Annotated in this window: 19 protein-coding genes; 7 read left to right on the top strand and 12 right to left on the bottom strand. The window is 63.7% G+C overall.

Annotated elements, in window-relative coordinates:
• Positions 1–324: 324 nt before the first annotated feature.
• On the bottom strand, positions 325–1,902 hold the full coding sequence (locus ACZYOF_RS24065; protein ID WP_463717335.1) for a winged helix-turn-helix domain-containing tetratricopeptide repeat protein: 1,578 nt from the start codon (positions 1,900–1,902) through the stop codon (positions 325–327).
• Between the two features lie 299 nt (positions 1,903–2,201).
• Between ACZYOF_RS24065 and ACZYOF_RS24070 the strand changes: the two genes are divergently transcribed.
• The 4 genes from ACZYOF_RS24070 to ACZYOF_RS24085 all read left to right on the top strand — a co-directional run bounded on the left by ACZYOF_RS24070 (position 2,202) and on the right by ACZYOF_RS24085 (position 5,109).
• Positions 2,202–2,957 (top strand): SDR family oxidoreductase, encoded by a 756-nt coding sequence (locus tag ACZYOF_RS24070; RefSeq protein WP_463717336.1) that lies wholly within the window; start codon positions 2,202–2,204, stop codon positions 2,955–2,957.
• A 61-nt stretch (positions 2,958–3,018) separates the two neighbouring features.
• Entirely contained in the window at positions 3,019–3,408 is a 390-nt protein-coding gene (locus tag ACZYOF_RS24075) for a cupin domain-containing protein (RefSeq protein ID WP_463717360.1), read from the top strand.
• A gap of 53 nt (positions 3,409–3,461) precedes the next feature.
• Positions 3,462–4,418, top strand: coding sequence for an MBL fold metallo-hydrolase (locus ACZYOF_RS24080; RefSeq protein WP_463717337.1), 957 nt, complete (start codon positions 3,462–3,464; stop codon positions 4,416–4,418).
• Positions 4,419–4,443: 25 nt separating this feature from the next.
• Positions 4,444–5,109, top strand: a complete 666-nt coding sequence (locus ACZYOF_RS24085) for a nitroreductase (protein WP_463717338.1) — start codon at positions 4,444–4,446, stop codon at positions 5,107–5,109.
• A gap of 113 nt (positions 5,110–5,222) precedes the next feature.
• On the opposite strand, the gene ACZYOF_RS24090 is transcribed toward ACZYOF_RS24085, so the two are convergent.
• Together ACZYOF_RS24090 and ACZYOF_RS24095 are read right to left on the bottom strand one after the other, a co-directional pair.
• Positions 5,223–6,809: a DHA2 family efflux MFS transporter permease subunit gene (locus ACZYOF_RS24090; protein WP_463717339.1), complete on the bottom strand. Its 1,587-nt coding sequence runs from the start codon at positions 6,807–6,809 to the stop codon at positions 5,223–5,225.
• A gap of 43 nt (positions 6,810–6,852) precedes the next feature.
• Entirely contained in the window at positions 6,853–8,076 is a 1,224-nt protein-coding gene (locus tag ACZYOF_RS24095) for an HlyD family secretion protein (RefSeq protein ID WP_463717340.1), read from the bottom strand.
• Positions 8,077–8,325: 249 nt separating this feature from the next.
• On the opposite strand from ACZYOF_RS24095, the gene ACZYOF_RS24100 reads away from it, so the two are divergent.
• A complete protein-coding gene (locus ACZYOF_RS24100) occupies positions 8,326–8,964 on the top strand; it encodes a TetR/AcrR family transcriptional regulator (RefSeq protein WP_394567625.1) in 639 nt (212 codons plus the stop codon).
• Between the two features lie 228 nt (positions 8,965–9,192).
• Here ACZYOF_RS24100 and ACZYOF_RS24105 read toward each other — a convergent pair whose 3' ends face one another.
• From ACZYOF_RS24105 to ACZYOF_RS24135, 7 genes are all read right to left on the bottom strand, one after another.
• Positions 9,193–10,248 carry an ABC transporter substrate-binding protein gene (locus tag ACZYOF_RS24105; RefSeq protein WP_463717341.1) on the bottom strand — a complete coding sequence of 352 codons (1,056 nt, stop codon included), beginning with the start codon at positions 10,246–10,248 and terminating at the stop codon, positions 9,193–9,195.
• Positions 10,249–10,252: 4 nt separating this feature from the next.
• Positions 10,253–10,585: a hypothetical protein gene (locus ACZYOF_RS24110; protein ID WP_130577548.1), complete on the bottom strand. Its 333-nt coding sequence runs from the start codon at positions 10,583–10,585 to the stop codon at positions 10,253–10,255.
• Positions 10,582–11,340 carry an ABC transporter ATP-binding protein gene (locus tag ACZYOF_RS24115; RefSeq protein WP_463717342.1) on the bottom strand — a complete coding sequence of 253 codons (759 nt, stop codon included), beginning with the start codon at positions 11,338–11,340 and terminating at the stop codon, positions 10,582–10,584. The genes ACZYOF_RS24110 and ACZYOF_RS24115 overlap by 4 nt, the downstream gene beginning before the upstream one ends.
• A complete protein-coding gene (locus tag ACZYOF_RS24120) occupies positions 11,337–12,143 on the bottom strand; it encodes an ABC transporter permease (RefSeq protein WP_282530029.1) in 807 nt (268 codons plus the stop codon). The genes ACZYOF_RS24115 and ACZYOF_RS24120 overlap by 4 nt, the downstream gene beginning before the upstream one ends.
• Complete coding sequence (locus ACZYOF_RS24125; RefSeq protein ID WP_463717343.1) at positions 12,140–12,961, bottom strand: ABC transporter permease; 822 nt, start codon at positions 12,959–12,961, stop codon at positions 12,140–12,142. The genes ACZYOF_RS24120 and ACZYOF_RS24125 overlap by 4 nt, the downstream gene beginning before the upstream one ends.
• A 248-nt stretch (positions 12,962–13,209) precedes the next feature.
• Positions 13,210–14,424 (bottom strand): extensin-like domain-containing protein, encoded by a 1,215-nt coding sequence (locus ACZYOF_RS24130; RefSeq protein WP_463717344.1) that lies wholly within the window; start codon positions 14,422–14,424, stop codon positions 13,210–13,212.
• 347 nt (positions 14,425–14,771) lie between these two features.
• Entirely contained in the window at positions 14,772–18,299 is a 3,528-nt protein-coding gene (locus tag ACZYOF_RS24135) for an autotransporter domain-containing protein (RefSeq protein WP_463717345.1), read from the bottom strand.
• A 223-nt stretch (positions 18,300–18,522) separates the two neighbouring features.
• Between ACZYOF_RS24135 and ACZYOF_RS24140 the strand changes: the two genes are divergently transcribed.
• Positions 18,523–19,353, top strand: a complete 831-nt coding sequence (locus tag ACZYOF_RS24140; RefSeq protein WP_463717346.1) for a tetratricopeptide repeat protein — start codon at positions 18,523–18,525, stop codon at positions 19,351–19,353.
• 246 nt (positions 19,354–19,599) lie between these two features.
• Positions 19,600–20,565 (top strand): amidohydrolase family protein, encoded by a 966-nt coding sequence (locus ACZYOF_RS24145; protein WP_463717347.1) that lies wholly within the window; start codon positions 19,600–19,602, stop codon positions 20,563–20,565.
• A gap of 220 nt (positions 20,566–20,785) precedes the next feature.
• Here the strand turns inward: ACZYOF_RS24145 and ACZYOF_RS24150 are convergent, their stop codons facing one another.
• Both ACZYOF_RS24150 and ACZYOF_RS24155 read right to left on the bottom strand, forming a co-directional pair.
• Positions 20,786–21,202: an ester cyclase gene (locus ACZYOF_RS24150; RefSeq protein ID WP_463717348.1), complete on the bottom strand. Its 417-nt coding sequence runs from the start codon at positions 21,200–21,202 to the stop codon at positions 20,786–20,788.
• Between the two features lie 82 nt (positions 21,203–21,284).
• Positions 21,285–21,857 (bottom strand): tetratricopeptide repeat protein, encoded by a 573-nt coding sequence (locus ACZYOF_RS24155; RefSeq protein WP_463717349.1) that lies wholly within the window; start codon positions 21,855–21,857, stop codon positions 21,285–21,287.
• Positions 21,858–21,900 lie beyond the last annotated feature (43 nt).

The following is a 21,900-nucleotide window of genomic DNA, read 5'->3' on the forward strand; positions in this document are numbered from 1 at the left end:
ATCTCCCGAAGCGACGCCGCCCACAACGCAAGCGTCTCCTCAATCGACGCTGCCTGCGTCCACGATCTTCGAATCATGGTTGCCCATGGATTCAGAAACCCACTAAAAAAACAACTGTAATGCTAGCTAGAGCGACAGCGCGCAAACTTGATTCAAAGACTGCTGCTCGCCGATTCGATCATTTCACAAGGCCGTGGTGCAATGGCGTGGGAATTCCGCAGTGCTTCGCGTTACATGCGCTTCGGACGCATCCGGCCAAATCTGCAGCAGGACTATGCTACCCTTTCCTCACAACTCGCATGATTGGTCGGAGAACTGCGCGCCTCACTCCGGCAGCCCCGCCTTCCGCAACCCATCCGCGAAGGTCGCGAGGTCCTCAGGCCGGCGGATCGGGAGCCAATCCGCGAGATTGGAGACGCGCAGCGTGGGGTCGAGCTCACGCAGATGCTTCATCGCGCGCTGCGCCTCGTCCGGCCGGCCCGCGAGCGCATGGCTCGCCGCGATGACACTGACGACCATCAGGAAGCTCGGCAACTCCCGGAAGGCTTTCTCCGCCCACGACGACGCGGCGTCGAAGCGCCCCGCGAACAGATGCGCCGCCGCCAGTCCGGCCTGCATGCGGTAGAGCTCGGGGTCGAGTGGGCTCAGCCTCATGGCGTGCGAGAAGTGCTCGATGGCGGCGTCCGGCTCGCCGTTCCAGGTCCGCAGGAATCCGGCGAGGAACCAGGCCGACGCGAGATTGGGATTGAGCACGAGCGCCCGGTCGAGCAAGGCGATGCCGCCGGCGACGTCATCGGTGAGGTGGGCGAGCGCATGCCCGCCGCGGGTGAGCGCGACCGCATCGTCCCGGCCCAGGTCGACGGCCCGGCGCGCCAGGCGGGCGCCCTCGGCGATCTCGCCTGGGCGATCGGTCATCCAGCCGTTGACCTTGCGCCAGAAATAGCACCACGCCGCCATCGCATAGGCCGACGCGAAATTCGGGTCGCGCATGAGCGCGTGGTTGAACTGACCGAGCGCCGCGTCGATCGACTCCCTGGATCCCAGATGGAGGTGCGCCATACCGCGCAGATAGTAGTCGTAGGCGTCGAGGCTTTCGGTTGGCTTGCGCTTCGCGCGCTCGATCTCGGCCCGCTCGAGCTGCGGCGCGATCGCGCCGACGACGGCCTCGGTGACCTGATCCTGCAGCTCGAAAATATCGTCGAGCGCACTTTCGAAACGCTCGGCCCACAGATGCGCCCCGGTGGTCGCATCGATCAGCTGCCCGGTGATGCGCACCTTGTGTGCCGCCTTGCGCACGCTGCCTTCCAGCACATAGCGCACGCCGAGCTCGCGGCCGACCTGTTTCACGTCGACCGCGCGGCCCTTGTAGGTGAAGCTCGAATTGCGTGCGATCACGAACAGCCAGCGAATGCGCGACAAGGCCGTGATGATGTCCTCTACCACGCCGTCGGTGAAGTACTCCTGCTCGATGTCGCCGCTTAGGTTCAGGAACGGGAGCGCGGCAATTGAGGGCCTGTCGGGGAGGGTCGGCGGCTCTGCGATGGTTTTGCCCGGCGCGTCGGGCTCGGTGCTGACTGCGGCGGAGCGACTGGCGATTTCGCTGACGTCGCCGACGAACCGGAATCCCTTGCGGGCGATCGTTCGAAGCAGGCGCTGGTTCTGCCCGCTGTCGCCGATGGCCTTGCGCGCCGCGTTGATATGACTGGTCAGGGTCGATTCAGAGACGATCCGCCCGACCCACACGGCATCCAGGAGCTCGTCCTTGCTGACGACGTGTTCGCGGTTCCGCACCAGATGGAGCAGCAGGTCGAAGACCTGCGGCCCGACGGCGATCGGCTCGGCGCTGCGCGTGAGCTCCCGCCGGTCCGAGTCGATCACGTAGTCCTCGAACGCGTACTGCACGTCGCCCTCTCATCGCCGCCCATCGCCATGGCCGGCAAGCCATTGATAGCACGGTGATCATCGCCGAAGCTCGGCCGAGTTATCGCGCCGGTAAAGCAAGCGGAAACTGCCGGAACAGCGTGGCGCTTTCTTGGCTCGTCTTGCTCTTTTGTCCCGCTGTCTTGGACGGAAACCCAAGCGAAATTCAATCGCGCCTCAAGGCCGCCACAAGGCTTTCCGGCCGCCGATCCGGCACCCTTTGCCGCGTCGAATACGACACAACCTGGACACTCCCTTGCACACCCTTGGAGGGCAAGATCATGAAAATTGTCGTCATCGGAGGCACCGGCCTCATCGGATCAAAGCTCGTCAAGAAACTGCAGGAGAAGGGTCACGATGCCATCGCCGCCGCGCCCAATACCGGCGTCAACACCATCACGGGCGAGGGACTGAAAGAGGCGCTCTCCGGCGCACAGGTCGTCGTCGATCTGGCGAACGCGCCGGTGTGGGAGGACAAGGCGGTGCTTGAATTCTTCGAGACCTCGGGCCGCAACCTGATGGCCGCGGAAAAGGCCGCCGGCGTGAAGCATCATCTGGCGCTGTCGATCGTCGGCAGCGACCGCAGTCCCGACAGTGGCTACCTCCGCGCCAAGGTGGCGCAGGAGAATCTGATCAAGGCGTCCCGCATTCCCTATACGATCCTGCGCTCGACGCAGTTCTTCGAGTTCGTCGGAGGCATCGTCAAATCGGGCGCAGAGGGCGGTGTGGTCCGGCTGTCGCCCGCGCTGTTCCAGCCGATTGCCTCTGACGACGTGGTCGCCAACCTGGCCGAGCTGACGCTCGCACCGCCGCTGAACGGCACCGTCGAGGTTGCGGGCCCGGAAGCCTGCCCGATGGACACGTTCGCGCGCAAGTTCCTGGCTGCGAGCGGCGACCAGCGCAAGGTGATCGCTGACGTGCACTGGCGCTACTTCGGAGCCGAGCTGAACGACCGCTCCTTGACGCCCGGCGATCGCCCCCGCCTCGGCTCCATCCGCTTCGACGACTGGCTCAGCCGCAACGCGGTTCATAGCTGAAGCACAGGAGATAACCATGATCATCCGAGCGGGTTCCGGGCAACGAACGAAAGAGGCGGCTATGACGATCAAACTCGTTGCGTTGGTTCTTCTGTGCCTCATGACCGGCACGGCGGTGGCTCAGGAGCCTAAGGTCACGTCACTCATGTCTAAGGATCTTCCGGAGAATCCCGGCAGGGAAGCTCTGATGATCACGGTCGAGCATGCGCCCGGAGGGTCGAGCGCTATCCACCGACACAACGCACATGCGTTTGTTTACGTGTTGGAGGGCTCCGTCGTGATGCAGCTGAAGGGTGGACAACCGGTGACACTGACAGCAGGACAGAGCTTCTATGAAGGCCCTGATGATGTTCATGTCGTCGACCGGAACGCGAGCAGCACCCAGCCGGCGAAATTCCTGGTGCTCTTGATCAAGGACAAGGGCGCCCCGGCGCTCGTGCCCGCACAGTGACTGTTACGGCAACCCAAGTACCCGAAAGGCAAGGCAGTCAGCAGGAGACAAACATGAGCTTGGACAACACCTCACAGCCCTCGGTCAAGTACTGCGCCGACAAGGTGAACGCGAAGTACATCCACGGTAGACCGGAGCCCGAGTTGGTTCCGTCGCGCTACGCGCTGAAGGTCGGCGCAATTGACGTGCTGGTGGTTAGCGATGGGGTGCTATCGTTGCCAGGCGCGATGTTGGGCCACAACGTTGACCCGGCCGTCCGGGCGGCCTGGCTGGAGGACATGTTCCTGCCGCCGGACGTGCTCGAGTGGGCGCTGAACGTGGTCGTGGTGCGTAGCGGCGGCCGGACCATACTCATCGACGCTGGGATGGGGGCGGAGTTCCCGGACTTGCCGCGGGCCGGGCGGACGGTTCAGCGACTGGAGGCCGCCGGCATCGATCTCGCATCCGTGACCGACGTGGTGCTCACCCACATGCACATGGACCACATTGGCGGGCTGCTCGTCGACGGGGTGAGGGGCCGGCTGCGTCCGGACCTGCGCATCCACGTGGCCGCCGCCGAAACCAAGTTCTGGGAGTCGCCCGATTTCTCCCACGTCTCCATGCCGCCGGGGTTCCCGGACGCGCTTCGGCGGACGGCCAAGCGGTTCTTGCACGAGTACCAGAGCCAGTTGCGGACGTTCGAGGAGAAGCATGAGGTGGCGCCGGGGGTGCTCGTCACACGCACTGGCGGCCACACCCCCGGGCACAGCGTGGTCCGCCTGGCATCCGGCAGCGACCGGCTGACGTTTGCTGGCGACGCCGTGTTCCAGGTCGGGTTCGAGCACCCCGACTGGTACAACGGCTTCGAACACGACCCCGAGGAGGCGGCCCGCGTCCGGGTCCGTCTTTTGCGGGAGCTGGCGGCGAACCGCGAGTCGCTGGTGGCCACTCATTTGTCGTTCCCGTCCGTCTGCCACGTGGCGCTCGACGGCGACGTCTTTCGTTGGGTACCGGGCCCCTGGGAGTACTGATCGCTTGTTGGGTTAGGGTGCGATCATGGACGTATATGAGGCAGTCACAAGCCGACGGGCGGTGCGCGGATTCACCGACGAGCCTGTGTCGAGGGTGGTGCTTGAGCGCGTGCTGTCCGCCGCGGCATGGTCGCCGTCCGGATCGAACATCCAGCCGTGGAACACCTACGTGCTGACCGGCGCGCCGCTGGCCGAGCTCAAGACGCGCGCCGTCGAACGCGTGTGCCACGGCGACCCCTGGGACGAGCGGCAGTACGAGATGTACCCGCCCGCGCTGAAGTCCCCGTACGGGGAGCGCCGATCCGCCTTCGGCAAGGAGCGCTACAGCGCGCTCGGCATTGCTCGCGAGGACTGGGAGGCGCGCCAGCGGGCGGCCATCGGCAATTGGAACTGTTTCGGCGCGCCCGCCGCCCTGTTCTGCTACATCGACCGTGACCTGGGCCGCCCCCAATGGGCCGACGTCGGCATGTATCTGCAGACCGTCATGCTGCTGCTCCGCGCCGAAGGGCTGCACAGTTGCCCGCAGATGGCGTGGTCGCAGGTTCGGGACACGGTCGCGGAGGTCCTGTCACCCTCGGACGCGCTGATCCTCTTCTGCGGCATGTCGATCGGGTACGAGGACCCCACGGTGAGTTACGCCCGTACGGGCCGCGCCCCGCTCGACGAGACGGTCACGTTCGTCGGCGGTTAGTTACTTGCGCTCGCAGACAAGTGGCCCTTCGCGTCATTTCGCGGCGACGCTTTCGGAGCGAAGCGGACATTCGGCGAGCCGCGCTTTCCGAACCGGATTTATGTGCACGCGCCCTAGTGTCCGCCGCCGCCAGGTGCCGCCGCCGACGGCTTGTTCAGCAGCAGGACCAGAAAACTGAGGCCGACATAGAACACGGTCAGCATGAAGAAGGCGTCGCCATAGCCCATCACCGCGGCCTGACGGTGCACGATCTGCGACAATTGCTTCAGCGCCATCATTGCGGAGTCGCCCATGCCCTGCATGCGCTGGGTGAACATGTTGAGCGTCTCGACCGCCGTCGCATTGCCCCAATGCACCCGATCGTGCAGACGCGAGATGTGCAGGTCCGTGCGGTCGTTCAGCACCTGGTTGATGACAGCCAATCCCACCGCGCCGCCGAGGTTCCGCATCAGGTTGAACAGGCCGGAAGCGTTCTTGACCAGATGCGGCGCCAGCGTGCCGAGCGCGATGTTGTTGGTCGGCACCATCGCGCACATCATGCCGATGCCGCGCAGGATCTGCGGCACCAAGAGTTCGTAGAAGTCATAGTCGCGGGTGATCCAGGTCATCTGCCAGGAGCCAAGCGCGAAGGTGACGAGACCGAAGGCGATAATGTAGCGCAGGTCGACCTTCTGCATCAGCTTGCCGACGACCGGCGCCATCAGGAACATCGTGATGCCGGAGACGAACATGGTCTCGCCGATCATCAGCGCGCTGTAGCCGCGGACCTCCGCGAGATAGCGCGGATAGATATAGGTCAGGCCGTAGAGGCCGATGCCGATGCAGAACTGCAGCACGCAGCCGATCGCGAAATTGCGGTTGCCGAACGTCCTGAGATCGACGATCGGCTCATCGACGGAGAATACACGCCAGAAGAAAGCGATCGCGGACACGAAGCAGACTGTGGCGAAGAACGCAACCGACGTGTCCTGCAGCCACTCATACTGAGGCCCCTCCTCCAGCACATATTCCAGTGAGCCGAGGAAACCCGCCATGAACAGGAGGCCCCACCAGTCGAAGCGCTCGAGCAGCGCGAAATTCGGCTGGTCGAAATCGATCAGCGCGAGCACGCCGATGGTGATGCCGATGCCGGGCACGATGTTGATGAAGAACAGCCAGTGCCACGACATCAGGTCCGTGATGTAGCCGCCCACCGTGGGACCGACAGTCGGCGCCAGTGTCGCCACCAGTCCGATGATCGGCGCCACGATGTGGAACTTCGAGCGCGGAAAGATCGTGTAGGCCGAAGCGAACACGGTCGGGATCATGCCGGCGCCCAGAAATCCCTGCAGCGCGCGCCAGAGGATCATCTGCTCGATCGAGGTGGCGAAACCGCACAGGAAGCTCGAGACGGTGAAGCCGAAGGCGGAGATCGCAAACAGCAGCCGCGTGCCGAGCGCGCGCGACAGGAAGCCCGACAAGGGAATGGCGATGACCTCGGCGATCAGATAGGCGGTCTGCACCCAGGATACTTCGCTCGAACTCGCCGAGAGGCCGGCCTGGATGTCCGACAGCGATGCCGAGACGATCTGGATGTCCAGGATCGACATGAACATCCCGAACACCATGATGATGAAGGCGACCACCCGCTTCGGCTCGATGCGCTCGGTGGCGGCCGCGGCGTTCATCATGTTCGGCGAAGCGGTGGTGGCGTCGGCCATATCTGCTCACCTGCGCCCGGGATTTTCTTGCGGACTCAAACTATCACTGCGGATGAATCATCATCGGTGCGTCGAGATCGGCATCATTGTCCGCATCGTGTGCGCCCTCGCTTGTATCCACGGTGGTGTAGACCGACATGCCCGCGCGCAGCAGGTTCTGCCGTGCAACACTCTTCGGCACGCGGATGCGGACCGGCAGCCGCTGCACGATCTTGGTGAAATTGCCGGTGGCGTTGTCCGGCGGCAGCAAGGTGAACACCGAGCCTGCGGCCGGTGAAATGCTGTCAACCACGCCCTTGAACTTGCGGTGGCCGTAGGCGTCGACCGAGATCGTCACCGGCTGGCCCGGGCGGACGCGCTTGAGCTGGGTCTCTTTATAATTGGCGTCGATGAAGACATCGTCGAGCGGTACCACATTGCCGAGCCGCTGGCCGACCTGGATGAAGTCGCCGACATTGACGAGACGGTTGGAGAAGGTGCCGTCGACCGGCGCGCGCACCGTGGCGAAATCGAGGTCACGCTCGGCCTTGGCGAGCTGGGTCTGCAGTTCGGCGAGCGTGGCGCGGGCCTCGTTCTGCTGCGCCTTGGTCACCTCGACATTGTCGCGCGCAGCGTCATAGGCAGCCTGCGCCGACTTCACCGCGGCAACGCCCTGGTCGCGGCTTGCCTCCGAGACTTCGAAGGTGGCGCGCGAAGCAAAGCCCTTGGTGCTCAGCGCCTGCTGGCGGTCGAAATCGAGGCCGGCGCGCTTCAGGTTCGCTTCGGAGGACGCGAGTTGTGCCTGCGCCTGCTCGACCGCGCTTTCCAGCGCGGTGACCTGGCGGCCGATACGCTCGATCGTCGCCTGCTGGGTGGCGATCCTGCTGCGCGCCGCGTCGACCGCGATCCGATAGTCGCCGTCGTCGATCCGGAAGATCACTTCGCCGGCGTGCACGATCGCGTTGTCGGCAGGCAGGATCGCCGCCAGATGGCCGGAAACACGCGCGCCGAGCATCGAGTTGTTGGCGCGCACATAGGCGTCGTCGGTCGAGATGTAGAAGCGTCCGGCCACGAACCAGTAGACGCCGTAGCCGACGGCGGCGAGCGCGAGCAGGCCGAGCACGCCCATCATGACGAATCTGCGCTTGGCGGGTTTTGGCGCGGCGGCGGCTGGCGCTGCCGGCTGCTCCGGTGCAGGCGCGGCCGGCGTTTCGGCAGGCCGGCGCTTGGCTTCTTCAGCAGCGGGGCCACGAAGCTGCTCTGCTGGCTGAGCTGATGTGTTGCGCACGGACTCGCCCTCGACCTCCGGCTCGGAGCGAACGACGCGTGCAGCGATCTCTCGCCGCGGCCATAGCCGGACTCCTCATTTACCCCGTCACGACGCAAGCGAGGCCCTGCGGCCGGTGCGGCATCGTGTCTTTACATCTATCATTGACCGAACGGTTCGGTCAAGCTACATCAGCTCAGAGGAACCCTAAGGAGAAAATCGCTTCCGGACAGTACCCCGGATGCAAATGTTCTCCGAGAGGCTAAACCAATGGTTGCAAGCCAGACATCTCCTCTTCAGATCGTTGCCGAGGAGGACTCCTCGAAGCGGCGGCAGATTCTCGATGGTGCCCGCAAGGTGTTTCTGGAATTGGGTTTCGACGGCGCCAGCATGGGCGAGATCGCCCGCGCCGCCGGGGTCTCCAAGGGCACGCTTTACGTCTACTTCGACGACAAGTGCCGGCTGTTCGAGGCGATCGTCGAGGAAGAGAAGATCGAGCAGAGCAAGACTGCCTTCAACTTCGATCCTGAGCGCGACGTCGATATCACCCTGCCTGAATTCGGACGCGCCTACATCGCTCTGCTGTGCCGCCCCGGGGGCGGCTCGGCGATCCGCACGGTGATGGCGATCGCCGAACGGATGCCTGAGGTCGGCAGCCGGTTCTACGAACAGGTGATCGCGAGCAACGTCAAGCGCTTTGCGACCTATCTCGAAGCTCGCGCCGAACACGGCGAGCTCGCGATCGACAATTTCGAGCTCGCCGCCTGGCAGTTCATGCAGATGTGCCAGGCGACGCTGTTCCAGGCTTTCATCTTCCAGGCCAAGCCCTCGCCGTCGCCCGACCAGATCGCCACGGTGGTGGACAGCGCGACAAAGGTGTTCCTGGCGGCGTATCGGAAAGCGGCGTGAGAGCCGATGCCGGTGTTGCCCCTCATGGTGAGGAGCGCGCAGCGCGTCTCGAACCCATGAGGCCCCGCCTGTGGCCTCGCCCTTCGAGACGGCCGCTACGCGGCCTCCTCAGGGTGAGGAGATAGACTGCGGTCGCCACTCTCTCAGTCGTCCCTGTTCGCAATCACCGAGAGCTGTCATTCCGGGGCGATGCGAAGCATCGAGCCCGGAATGACGTCGGAGATACCTTTACGGCTTGAAGATATAGCCCGGACCGATCGCCGCGGCCTCCGGGATTGGCGGCAGGTCGGAGAAGAGTTCGGGGTGATCCTTCATCACCTTCAGGATGTATTTCGGCTCGATATGCTTGTTGACATCGAAGGTCGCCTTGATGATCCCAAGCCGCGACAGACGGTCTTCGGCACTGTAGAGCGCGCGATAATTGTTCGCCGAGAGACGACGGTCCGCCTGCCGGATGTTGAACTGCATCGCGGCTTCGGCGATTTCCTGCTTGAGGCCGGGGATCCAGCGGGTGGCGACCTGTGCCGCCTGCTTCGGGTTCTTGCGCATCCACTGGTCGGCTTCGGAGACCGCAGCGAGGAATTTCTCGATGGTGTCGCCGTTGGCCAGCACCCATGGGCGTAAGCCGACGTTGAAGCCGAGATAGGAGATCACGTCTCCGCCGCGGATGATCTCGACTGCACCGGGCACATCTTTGCCCGCCACGATCGGCCACGGATCCCAGCCGGAGAAGGCGTCGATGCCCTTGGCGAGCAGCGCGACCGTCATGTCCGGCGGCGGCGTGTTCACCAGCGTGACCTCCTCAGGCTTCAGCCCAGCCTTCTCCAGGATGGCGAGGATATAGAGGTGGTTGATGGTGCCGAAGGACGCCGCGATCTTCTTGCCCTTCAGGCTCGCAAGGTCGCTCTTGACGATCCCTGAGCCTTCGCGCGCGACGATCGCCATCGTCGCATCCGAGCCGGCCTTGGTGGCGTTGCCGCTGTAATTGCCGAGCGCAACCAGATCCATGCCGCGCAGCACCGCACCGATCATGGGCACGCCGACCTGCACGATCTCGCTCTCGCCGGCCTGCAGCGCGTTGAGGGCATCGACGCCGGTGGCATAGGGCCGCGCGATGGTGACGTCGAGGCCGTATTTCTCGAAGAAGCCGCGCTCGAGCGCGATCGGCAATCCAATCTGGTCGATGCCGGTGACCATGCCGGCCTTCAGCTTGGTCAGCGTCTGTGCGCCCGACGGCGTACAGAGCAGCGCGAACGCCAGCGCGAGCAGCAATAATCGTTTCATTCTCCTACCCTCCCGGTTTTATCGGCCCCACCGCCGTCACCCAGTACGGCCGGGCGACGGCGTTGAGGTCCGTTCGTTTGACGCCACGTAATTCAATCGAATGCTCGTCGGTGCCCGAGACGCGTCCATATTGCTGGAATGCGAGCACGTGGAAGCGCTCGGGGGTGAACGGCAGCTCGATCTGCACATTGACCTTCTCGGACGTGCCGGCGAGCTCCGGCGAGATCTTGCCCGGCGCGGCTAAGGTCAGCCAAAGCTGAAAGCCGGCCCAGGCGGCGATGACGCCGAGCACGATGCGGCCCTTGGTCGAACGGAAGGCTTGCGCGACGAGGCTCATGCGGCGCGCACCATTTGCAGCACACGCGCGGAGAGCTGTTTGAACTTGTCGTCCTTGACCAGATCATCCCAGACCCGCGGCCGCGGCAGGTCGATCCCGATCTGGTCGAGGACCCGCCCCTTCGAAAGCACGACGACGCGGTTGGCGAGGAACACCGCCTCCGGCACGTCATGGGTGATGAAAAGTACGGTCGGCTTGCGCTCCTGCCAGATCCGCGTCAGCCCTTCCTGCAAGGTCATGCGCGTCTGCGCATCGACGCTGGCGAAGGGCTCGTCCATCAGCAGCACATCCGGATTGTTGGCGAGCGCGCGCACCACGCCGACGCGCTGCTGCATGCCGCCGGACAATTCATTGGGGTGGCGGTGCGCCGCATGCGAGAGGCCGGCAAGCGCGAGATATTCGCGCGCGATGCGGTCGCGCTCGGCCTTCGGCACGCCGCGCATCTTCGGGCCGAAGCCGACATTGTCGAGCACAGTCTTCCACGGAAACAGCGCAAACGACTGGAACACGACACCGCGCTCGGGGCCCGGTCCCTTGACCGGCTTGCCGTCGAGCAGGATCTCGCCGCCGGTATAGGGAATGAAGCCCGCGATCATGTTGAGGATCGTGGTCTTGCCGCAGCCGGACGGGCCGACCACCGAGACGAATTCGCCTTGCTCGACGTCGATCGAGACGTCGTGGACGGCGTTGACATGCGAGCCGGCATACGGATCGAAATAGGTCTTTGCGAGGTTCTTGAGCGAGAGCGTCTTCATGATGTCACCAATCCCCAGCGCTGGCCGGTCGCGCGCTCGAGCGGCGCGAGGATCCAGGCGTCCACGATGTACCAGAGCAATCCGAGAATGATCATGCCGAGCAGGATCTCGACGGTGGAGCCGGAGCGGCGCGCATCGAACATCATGAAGCCGATGCCGCTGGTGCCGACGATCATCTCCACCGCGATCAGGGCGCGCCAGCCATAGCCGAGACCGTTGCGCAGGCCGGTGATGATGTTGGGCAGCGCGCCGGGCAGCGTCACCTCCCAGAGCACGCGCGCCGGCGAGGCCCCTAAGCTGCGGGCGGCGCGCGCGAGATCGCGCGGCACGGATTCGACGCCGAGCACGGTGTTGAGCACCACCGGGAACAGCACGGTGTAGACAATGACGAAGGTCATCGTCGTGAGCCCGAAGCCAAACCAGATCAGGAGGATCGGCAGCCAGGCAATGTCGCCGATCGCCTGGAAGAACAGGAGGATCGGCCAGCAGATGCGATGCGCCCAGCGGCTGGTGCCGATCAACACCCCAAGCGGAATCCCGAGCGCCATGCCGACTGCAGCGCCGGTGAACAGGCGGATCAGGCTGTCGCCGAGATAGTCCGGCAGGATGCCCTTGTAGGTTAGCGTGACGAAGGAGTTTGCGACATCGACCGGGCCGGGGAAGAACGCGCGCGGGAAAATTCCGGCGGCGGCGACCGCGCTCCACAGCGCGACGACCGGAATGAAGGGGATGATGGCCGCGAGTGCCGGCCAGCGCCGCGTCATCCGTGCGTAACCGCTCCAGAACTGCAAGAGGACATTCATGCGCGCCTCACCATGCCCCAGCGCTCGATGGTCGCGCGCTCCAGCGGGACCAGCAGCAGACGGTCGATCAGGAGCCACAGCACACCGATCACGATCATGCCGAACACGATAACTTCGGTGCGGTAGAAATCGCGGGCGACGAACAGCATGTAGCCGAGCCCGACATTGGTCGCGATCATCTCCGCCGCGATCAGGCCGCGCCAGGCGAAGCCGAGCCCGGTGCGAACGCCGGTGACGATGTTCGGCAGCGCGCCCGGCAGCAGCACTTCCGTCAGCAGCGCCCAGCGGCCGGCGCCGAGCGAGCTTGCGGCATTGCGTATGGTGTGCGGGATGGTCTTGACGCCGAGCAGCGTGTTGTAGGCGACGACGAAGAACACGGCGTTGAAGATCACGAAGACGATGGCGCCGAAGCCATAGCCGAACCAGAGCGTGGCGATCGGAATCCAGGCGATACCGGCGAGCACGGAGAAGAAGCGGAACAAGGGCGTCAGGAACGCGGCGACCGTGGGGCTCACGCCCATCGCGATCCCGAGCGGCACGGCGGTGATAATGCCGATCAGCGTGCCGAGGGCGACGCGCAGCAGGCTCGCGCCGATATGGGCAAACAGCGTGCCGTCGCGGATGGACTCCATCGCGGCAGTACCGACCGCGCCGACGGAGGGGAAGACGCGCGGATTGATATCGAACAGCGGGACGACGACAGCCCAGATCGCAACCAGCGCAAGGAGCGGGGCAACGAACATCGCAGCCCCCGCGAGCGAATTGACGCTGCGCGCAAGCCACGGCGATCGCCGCTTCAGACTGCGCGTCACCTCCATGCCGCCTCCCCCGATATGATGCAGCCTTTGCCGGCCTTTATTGTCGTTTATCGCGTCCGTGCCACCTTAGACACGCGACGCCATGCCTCATGTTGCGCAAATTGTCTCATCGCGCAATCGCCTATCCTGCGTAGATCACCCGGGCGGGGGGCCGGACGCCCCGCAAACAACGAAAGGATGGGGCAGCATCGGATGTCAGCGATCCTGCACTGTCGCGGCCTGCTATCCCTCCGACAAGCGCGCAAAGACTACTCGTCGGTGAATTCGTCTTCTTCGTTGACCTTGGGCTTGCGGCTGAACCAGGAGGACTTCTTGCCACCGAGCGAGCCCGTGACATTGGGGTCGCGCGAGGCATAGGGGTTGCGCGAGTTGGCGCGGGCGGCGATCTCCTCGCCGGAGACGGCGGCGGGCTCGCAGATGACGCGGCGGCTGGCGCGGCGCATCAGGTCAACGTGAATGTGATCGTAGTGAAAACGGTTGGAGCCCGGCGCCAGCACGGTGTTGAACTGCTGGCAGGCCGCGCCCTGGATGTCGCGCAAGAATCCCTGCTCTTCCGGCAAGCCACGCCAGCCATCCTTCACCGAGATGCGGCGGCCGTCGGCCAGCGTGAAGCCGGCGATGTCGAGCGCGTTGCCGAAGGCGTGCTCGGAAATATGCGCGCTCGGATTGCCGTTCATGCCACGGCAGGAATAGGCGGAGATCTGCTTGATCTCGACCACGCGCGCGCCGAACCAGCGCGTCGCTGCCGGCTGCACGGAATCGGCAAGCCAGCGATCGAGCGCGGAGACGATCGGACAGGCGAGCGTCGCCGTCGGCTTCAGCGTGACCGGGCCGACCGCAGTGACGGGATTGCCGCGCTCCGGCCCGAGCCGCGGCAGTGGCGCGGCGGCGCCTTGCGACGGCGAATAGGGCGCGGGGGAATAAGGTGCGGAACCGCGGTCGCGCTGCGGATAGCCTTGCGGCGCGCCATAGACCGGACCGCCCGGCGGTTCCGGCGTGCCCTCCGCCGGCAAATCGATGTCGTCCTGCTGCGGCGCGACGCCGGGAGCGTTCAGCGAAATCGGCGCGTTCGACGGCGCACCATAGCCGGGCTGGCCCGCGGCCGAATTCGGATAAGGGGCCGGCCGCGGCGCCGGTTGCGGTGCGATCGGCCAGCGCGGCTGGCTGCGGCTCGAGCCGATATCGGCCGGCGGACGCAAATCGTCGGCGAAACCAAAAGTCTGGTCACTCTCGCCGAGTGCTGCGACCTTGAGCGGGAATTGCGCACCGCACGCGCCGGGACCCGAGATCGGGTCGATGCGCACGAGGTCCGGCCCTTCCTTCACGGCTCCGGATTTCAGGCAAGCGACTTCGGCCTCGGCCCGCCAGGGTTCACGCTCGGCCTGGAAGAAACCGCGACCGCAACCTGCCAGCGAAACGAGGACGACGGAGCCGACGAGATACAAACGAACTCCACGCGTCATGCGCGGCAGGTTCGGCTAATTTATTTAAGGACTCTTCAACGCGTTGTTTTTACACATCTTTAACCATACCGCCACCGCTCCGGACGCCTCAAGCAGGACGGACAGCATCGCTGGCTTTTTCGGCGGGGAACGGTTTGGTAAATTCGCGCGTTCTATGCGGGCAGGCGCAAACGCTGGGAGCGTTCTCGATGGCTATGAGTCTTCTCGTCAGCCGGCTGAGCGTCGTCGCCGCCTATGTTGCGCTCGCCTTTGTCGGCGCGATTGTGCTTGGCCTGTTGTAGGCTTTCCCTGGAAACCTGGATTGGACTTGCGCCCGGCGGTTCTCCCGCCGGGCGCTGCCGTGATTTCTACCAGCTATAGCGCACCACGCCCTTGCCGGCGTAGGAGCGCGTGACGTCGGAAAATTCACCCTCGAAGGTCGCGGCTGCCGACCAGCCGTTCATCCAGTTCAATTCGGCAGACGCAGTGGTGAGCGCGGCATCATGTGCTGGCGCCGCGCCGCCTACGACAAAGGACGCGCCGGGCAGCGCCTGGAAGGTCGCAGCGATATTGCGATCGGTGTTGAAATCATGCGCCCAGGCAAAGCGGCCGCGCAAGGTGAGCACCGCATCCGGTATCGCGAAGGACTTGTCGGTTCGCACGCCCAATTCGCTGCGCGGCGCCGTGACGGTCTTGGCGCCGTAGGACAAGGCGAACGCACCGACACCGGCCACGACCTGCTCGGCATAGGCCGGGAGATCGAACGTCGTGAACTGTGCGGCGGCATAAGGCGTGACCGCTCCGATCCACGGCGTCGGCAGCCGGTAACCGCCTTCAACGCGGCCCGAGTAAGCATTGGCGTTGAACTCAGCGTGCAATCGATCGAGGCCGGCGCCGATCACGGTGCGATCGGTCGTGATGTCCTGCCAGCCATAGGCGAGCGCGCCCAGGACATAAGCCGCGCCGACGTCGTGGCGCGCGAAGACGCCGGCCTGGAACAGGTCGGAGCGGCCGCTTCCGAGCGAATTGGCGACCGAGAAATTGGTGCCGCCGCCGGCGAGCGTGAAGCCTACGAGCGTGTTCGGCGCGATCCGGTAGTCGGCGCCAACAACCGCGCCGTAGATGCGGCTGGACGTGTTGTTCGATCCGAGCGCGGCGTTGCCATCGGTCGTCTGCGAGCCGCCGAAGCCGGCCGCCCAGACGCTCCAGCGTTGCAAGGCCTGCGCGGGCTGTGGCGCCTTGCGGTACACGGCGGCATAGGCAGCGCGTTCGGCGCGCGATCCGCGCTTCCGCGCCGACGCATAGGCGTTCGCGCCCTCGGCATCATCATCGGCGAACTGCGAGGCGCCCGGCGATGGAGATACATTGTCGCCGCGTCCGGCGATGAACGGATCGGTCATGATCCCCATGAACATGTTCATCGCGTTGAAGGTGGTCTGCTGCGAGCCGGTCGACGTCTCGCCTGAAGCCTGCGTCAACCCAGCCGGCGTTAGGCCGCCGAAAGCGGCGGGGATGCTGCCGCCGGCGTTGAAGAAGCCGGTCAGCACGTTCGCGAGCGCGGCCTGATTGATGTTGAGGCCGGAGGTGGGCGCAAAGTTGAGCGCCAGGTCCAGATAGACGTTGTTGGCGTCATAGTTCAGGCCGGCGCTGACCGAAGGCAGGTTGGTCGTGACTGATGAAGCGAAGGTGCCGCTAACGCCGCCGCTCGCGTTCAGGATCGTGTAGTGCTTCTGCAGGGACGAACTGAGCAAGGACACATTCACCGCCGCGCCGCCCGGTGTCGCAGTGCCGGTGACGTTGGTTCGACCGGCGCCCGCTCCGTCGACCTGCACGAGATAAATCGAGGCAGCCGTGAAGCTGAGGCTGCCCTGCACCGTCAGCGTGCCTGATGTCGCCGTGCCCGGAGCGAGGACGCCGCCGCTGACCACGGTGTTCCCGACGCTGCCGATGCCACCGAGCGTGCCACCATTATTGACCGTCACGTCGCTGGCGAGCGCGCCGTTCACCAGCAAGGTTGCGCCGGCGAAGACGCCGGTGCCGTTCTGATAGGTCTGTGCGTCGGTGATGGTCCACCTGCCGCCCTGCACGTTCAACGCCTGGAAGTTGATGACGTTCGACAGCGTGCCCGAGCCCAGGCCGAACAGGTTGATGGTGTTGGTGCCAACGCCGCCGTCGATCCGGCCGACGATGCTGGAGCCGCCGTACAGATTGAGCGTGTCGTTGCCGCCTTCCATGCTGATGGCGCGGCCGGAGTTGCCGATGATCACGCCGTAGTTGGAGAGAACGTCATCGCCCTCGCCGGCCTGGATCGCCGCGCCGTCGCCGCGAATGAAGCGGGTCGAGCCGGTGCCGGTATAGGTCACGCCATTGAGCGTGCCGACCGAACCGGGATCGGGATTGCCGTTCTGCAGCAGCGTCGTTCCGTTCGGGTCCGGGATCGTGCCATTGCCGATGATGGTGCCGTAGTTGACGATGGTGTCCTTGTCGGCGGCGGTACCGGTCTTGTTCTCGGACCGGATTGCATAGCTGTTGTTGCCGACAATTATGCCGCCGGCATAGTTGATCAGATCAAGGGCGGCCGATCCGCTGCGCGAACCATCGGGATTGGAATCATTATTGACGACGATACCCGCAGCGGCCCCCGATATGGTGCCGTAGTTGCGGATCGTGCCGCCGCCGATCGCAAGGCCTTCGCTGTTGTTGAAGCGGTGGCCATCATCCGCGCCTTTCGCGCCCGTGCCCTGGACGGTGCCGTAGTTCGTCAGCGTGAGCGCGAAGTCGACATCGATGCCGTCGCCGTCGCCGCGCGCCGACGTGGTATCGATCGCACCCGTGATGGTGCCGTAGTTGGTGACGACAGCATTGCCGCCGGACCCGACGCCCGAGCCGTCGTGGCCGATGATGGTGGCGCCGGCCTCGTTGTAGACTGTGATGTTGCTGCCGACGTCGCCGGCGGTGCCGCTCTTGGCGCCGGAGATCAGGCCGCCCGCGTAGTTGTAGACGGTGCCGCTATGCCCGAGCTGCAGGTCGATGCCGTCGGCGCCGGGACGGTCCGTCGGCTCTGGCGCCGAATTGGCGACGATCTGGCCGTAATTGTAGACCGTGAAATTCTGGCCCGGCCGCATCGCGTCGGCATTATCGGAAGTGATAAGGCCGCTGGCACGGTTGGTGATCGTGACCGTCGCAGCGGTCGAGGTCAGGTTGTCGAAGTCGATCGCCTGGCCGGTCGCCGACTTGATGGTGCCGGCGTTGTCGATCGAGAACGATGCCCTCGTGCTCGAATTCGTGCTGCCGGAACCGTTGATCTGGATGGCATCGTCAACCGACTGGATGGTCGCACCGGCATTGTTGACGATCGTGAGCGAGGTGACATTGTCGAGGTTCGTATTCGCGCGAATCGCGCGGGCGGAGGCGTCGATCAATCCGGAATTGGTGATGGTGGTGGTACCCGCACCGATCCGCATCACGTCATTGCCGAGCGCCTTGAGCGTACCGCCGGCTTCGTTCGTGATCGAGAACACCGCTGTATTCGAGGTGACCGAGTTGAAGTCGAACACGCGACCGTTGTTCGTCGACTGGATAGTCCCGAAATTGTCGACCTTGACCGTTCCGCTGGTGAGACCGCCCTGGATCCGGAACGCATCGTTGGACGATGTGAACAGCGCATCCTTGTTGTTGATCAGCGTGAAATTGCCGCTGATCGCGCTGTTGGACGTATCGATGCCGCGCGACGTCGCGGAAATCGTGCCGTCGTTGGTGATGACCACGCCGGGCGAAGCAAGCCCGGTGGTCCATGTGATCGCCGTCCCGATGACCGAGAGCGTGCTTCCATCCGCGACAAAACCGGTATCGTTATTCGAGACCGTCTTCGCGGTCGCCGGATCGTCCGGTGGCACACTGAAGCTTGCAGCTAAGGCAGAACCAAACGCGATAGATGACGCAGCAACAACCAATGCGAGCTTGCTCGCATGGCTCAACAATTCAACTTTCACCACCAGTCCCCTGAAACCTGCGGTTCGCGGCAATCTGGAGTCTGCATGTAACAGTTTGATAACAACGCATTTGCGTGTAAGACATGCGTGGCACTTGTGATATAATTGCAACGAGCGAACATCTCACTTGTCTTCAAAGCCTGAACGACCCGGCGTCGCCGACCAGACGTTGCAACGCGCCGCGTTGGCACTGCAGATGCAGCGGCCCGACGAGGCCGAGCGATTGGCAGCGGCGGTGTTCAAGGCGAACCGCGGCAACGTGGCGGCTGCGGCGCTGCTTGGCCGCGCGCTGATGCTGCAGAACCGCTTCGATGAGGCAATCACTCCGCTGCAGAAGGCCTCGCGTCGCGGCGACGACCCCGCAGCCGAGACCCTGCTCGCCGCCGCGTTCGCGGCCACCGGCCGGCGCGACGACGCGCTCATTCTCCTGCGCCAGGCGATCACGCGACGGCCTGCCTTCCCGCCGGCTTTCCTTGAATATGCCGGCCAGCTCGCATTCGGCGAAAAGATCGACGAGGCGATCGCTGCGCTCGAACAAGGTCTTGCGCTCGCGCCTGGAATCATCGAGCTGCAACTTCGTTTGGCGACGCTTTATATCGGCCGCAACAAGCGCGCCGAGGCGCGCGCGTTGCTGCAGCAGGCGGCGGCCGCCGCGCCTGCGCGCCCCGACGTACTGGCCGAACTCGCGCGCGTGATGGTGCTGGACGGCGACTACGCCGCGGCCGTCGATGTCTTCCGCCGCGCGCTCGCGCTGCGCCCGGATGATGCGCCAACGCGCGCCAATCTTGGCATCTGCCTGATGGAGATGGGTGAGCGCGCCGCCGGCGAGGCAAGCCTGCGCGAAGCCGCGCGCGGCAGGCCGGACATGACCGGTCGCGCGATCATGTCGCTCGCCGCTTCCTCGCACGGCCGCTTCTTCCTGCGCCCCAGCGCCGCGGCGAAATTCCTGACCGGCTAGCGCCCGTACGGACAAATCCGGTTCTGCGCGTCAGAAACTCGTCAATCGCACCATCGCTTGCTTGCGGCGTATGACCGATGAAACGATTGGTCCGAGCAAATGAAATAATTCAGCAACAGCATTTGTGCAAAAGCAATACAATCGGGTGCTCGGCGACAACTGGCGGATATGCCGAGACGCTTTACGATGTGACGCAGCGTTGGGGCGATACTTCGTCCCCGCAATCAGCGATGAGGCAGGTTTTCGGTGAGCAGCTTACGAAACATCATCGACGTTCATTCGCATCCCATTCTGCCTATTGGCAAAAAATTACCCGTCGGCTCGCCGGACAAGATGCCTCAGTGGTCGGTCGAACGCGCGCTAGCTTTTATGCAGGAACACGGCATAGCCGCTTGCATTCTCTCAATCCCGGATGCGGCCAACTACGCAACGGGCAACGATGGACGTGATATCTCGAGACGAATAAACGAAACCTTGGCAGACATTGTCTCGCGATATCCAAGCAGATTCGGAGCGCTCGCCACCATACCCGGCTTGGACGCTGAGGCAGCGTTGGCCGAGATTGAGTATGCGCTGGATACACTGAAAATGGACGGTGTCGCGACGTCAACAAGCATCAATGACGTGTATCTCGGCGACCGGCTATTTGATCCTTGGTTCGCAGAGCTGGATCGGCGGGGCGCAACCCTGTTTGCGCACCCCACGTTCACGAAGGCGTCACAACCCGTGCTGAATGGCTTGAACCCGAGCGTGCTTGAATTTGCGTTTGATACCACGCGCATGGTCACGAACTTGGTCGTTACCGGCACCAAGAAACGCTTCTCTGACATCAAAATCATTGCGACACACGGCGGCGGCACAATTCCATTTCTCGCGTCAAGGATTCAGATACTTGAACACACGTTTGGAGTGGGACCCGGACTGCTTGAACTTTCCCCACAGGATGTGAAGGACGGTCTTGCCTCATTCTATTATGACTTAACGGGCGCTACGTCCGAGGCTCAACTATTGGCGATTCTAAAGCTCGTTCCGGTCTCTCAATTGTTAATTGGCCTTGATTTTCCTCTGATGCCGCGGTCCAGCTTTGCGCCGGCGCTCGATGACATAGCCGGATATCCACAGTTCGACGCGGATGATTTGCAGAGTCTTTGTTTCGGCAATGCCGGACGATTGTATCCAGCCTTAAGGACGCGGGTGGAGCGACAACGTTAGCGCGAAGCGAGCCCGCGAAGGCATGCGCGACAGACCATGGCCGCTTCTTCCTGCGTCCCAGCGCCGCGGCGAAATTCTTGACAAGCTCGCTTCACGGGGTCGAAAAAACATGTTTCTCGACCCTCGGGGTGGCATCGACAAATCGCGCATTGCTCAAGCGACGCTGGAGCAGTTGGTCAACGAGCCTCATAAGTCGGCGCGATCACGTGAACGCGGCCGCTCAAACCCATCCCAGTTCCTTCAGTGCCAAGCCTGAATGCCATATCTTCGTCATATGGCTGATCTTGTCGCCAGTAAATTGCATCACGTAGACGTAATCCGAATTCGTCTTTTTGCCGGTCGGCTCACATGGACCACCGGGGCCGGTATGGGTGCCCGAGAAGACGGCATAGGCTGCGACGTTGTTTCGTTCGGTATCGGTCGCGAAGGATTTCACCTGATAGCTGCCGTCAGGCAAAGTGGCCATTACCCCCTTCATCCAGTCAGTATATTCCGCGAGAGTCTTGATACCGGCAAGCGGTTCGGCCTGAGCGGCGAAGCTCGCATCTGGGGCACAGTAGATCTTGCAGATCTCCCAACCCTTTCCAGTTTCGCAAGCGGCAAAGAAATCCTTGGCAATTGCCGTGATCGACGCCATGGCTGCTTCCCCTGTGTGCGTGGACGGAATGTCTCTTTTAGCACTTCGGCCATGTTGCTGGCCGCGAACAAATCGAGGTCGATCAGCGTTTCGCGACTTTGTCGTACGTTGCAATGATGCGCTTCAAATCGTCATATTCATTGCATTGTATCAGGCAGATTCGTTCGAGAGCCGCGAGATGCTCATTGGCTTTGGCAGGATCACCTTGGGTCAAGTAGGCTTCACCCAAATGTTCATGTGCGCTGCGGTGCCGGGGATTTAACGCCAGCGCCTGCTGAAAATGCCGGATTGCCGGATCGAACTGCCGCAGGCGCCGATAGGCGTAACCAAGGTAGTTCTGAATATCGGCATTGCGGGCGTCACGGAGCGCAGCTGATGTAAGCGCCTTGATTGCTTCGTTCCACTCGCTCGCGACGATCGCTCGTTTTCCGGCCGCGAAATCCGGATCGAGCACCGCCCAATCCGCAGTCTCTACCATCGATCCCATGGTCGAGCAGATCGGCCAGGCGTCAACCGCGAGCGCCGCCTCGGACTTGGCACCGTCTCCGCGAGCGGCTTTCACCTGATCATGCCGACCGGATGTGGTCAGGAGATACGCCGCCACCACCGCGGTCATCACGCCCATCACGGCGGCGATTAGGATTGATCGCATCATGGTCGTTATGCCGGTTAGTCGGCTACCGCACATCCGCGCGCGG

The sequence above is a fragment of the Bradyrhizobium sp. LeoA1Lang genome (assembly GCF_055413685.1).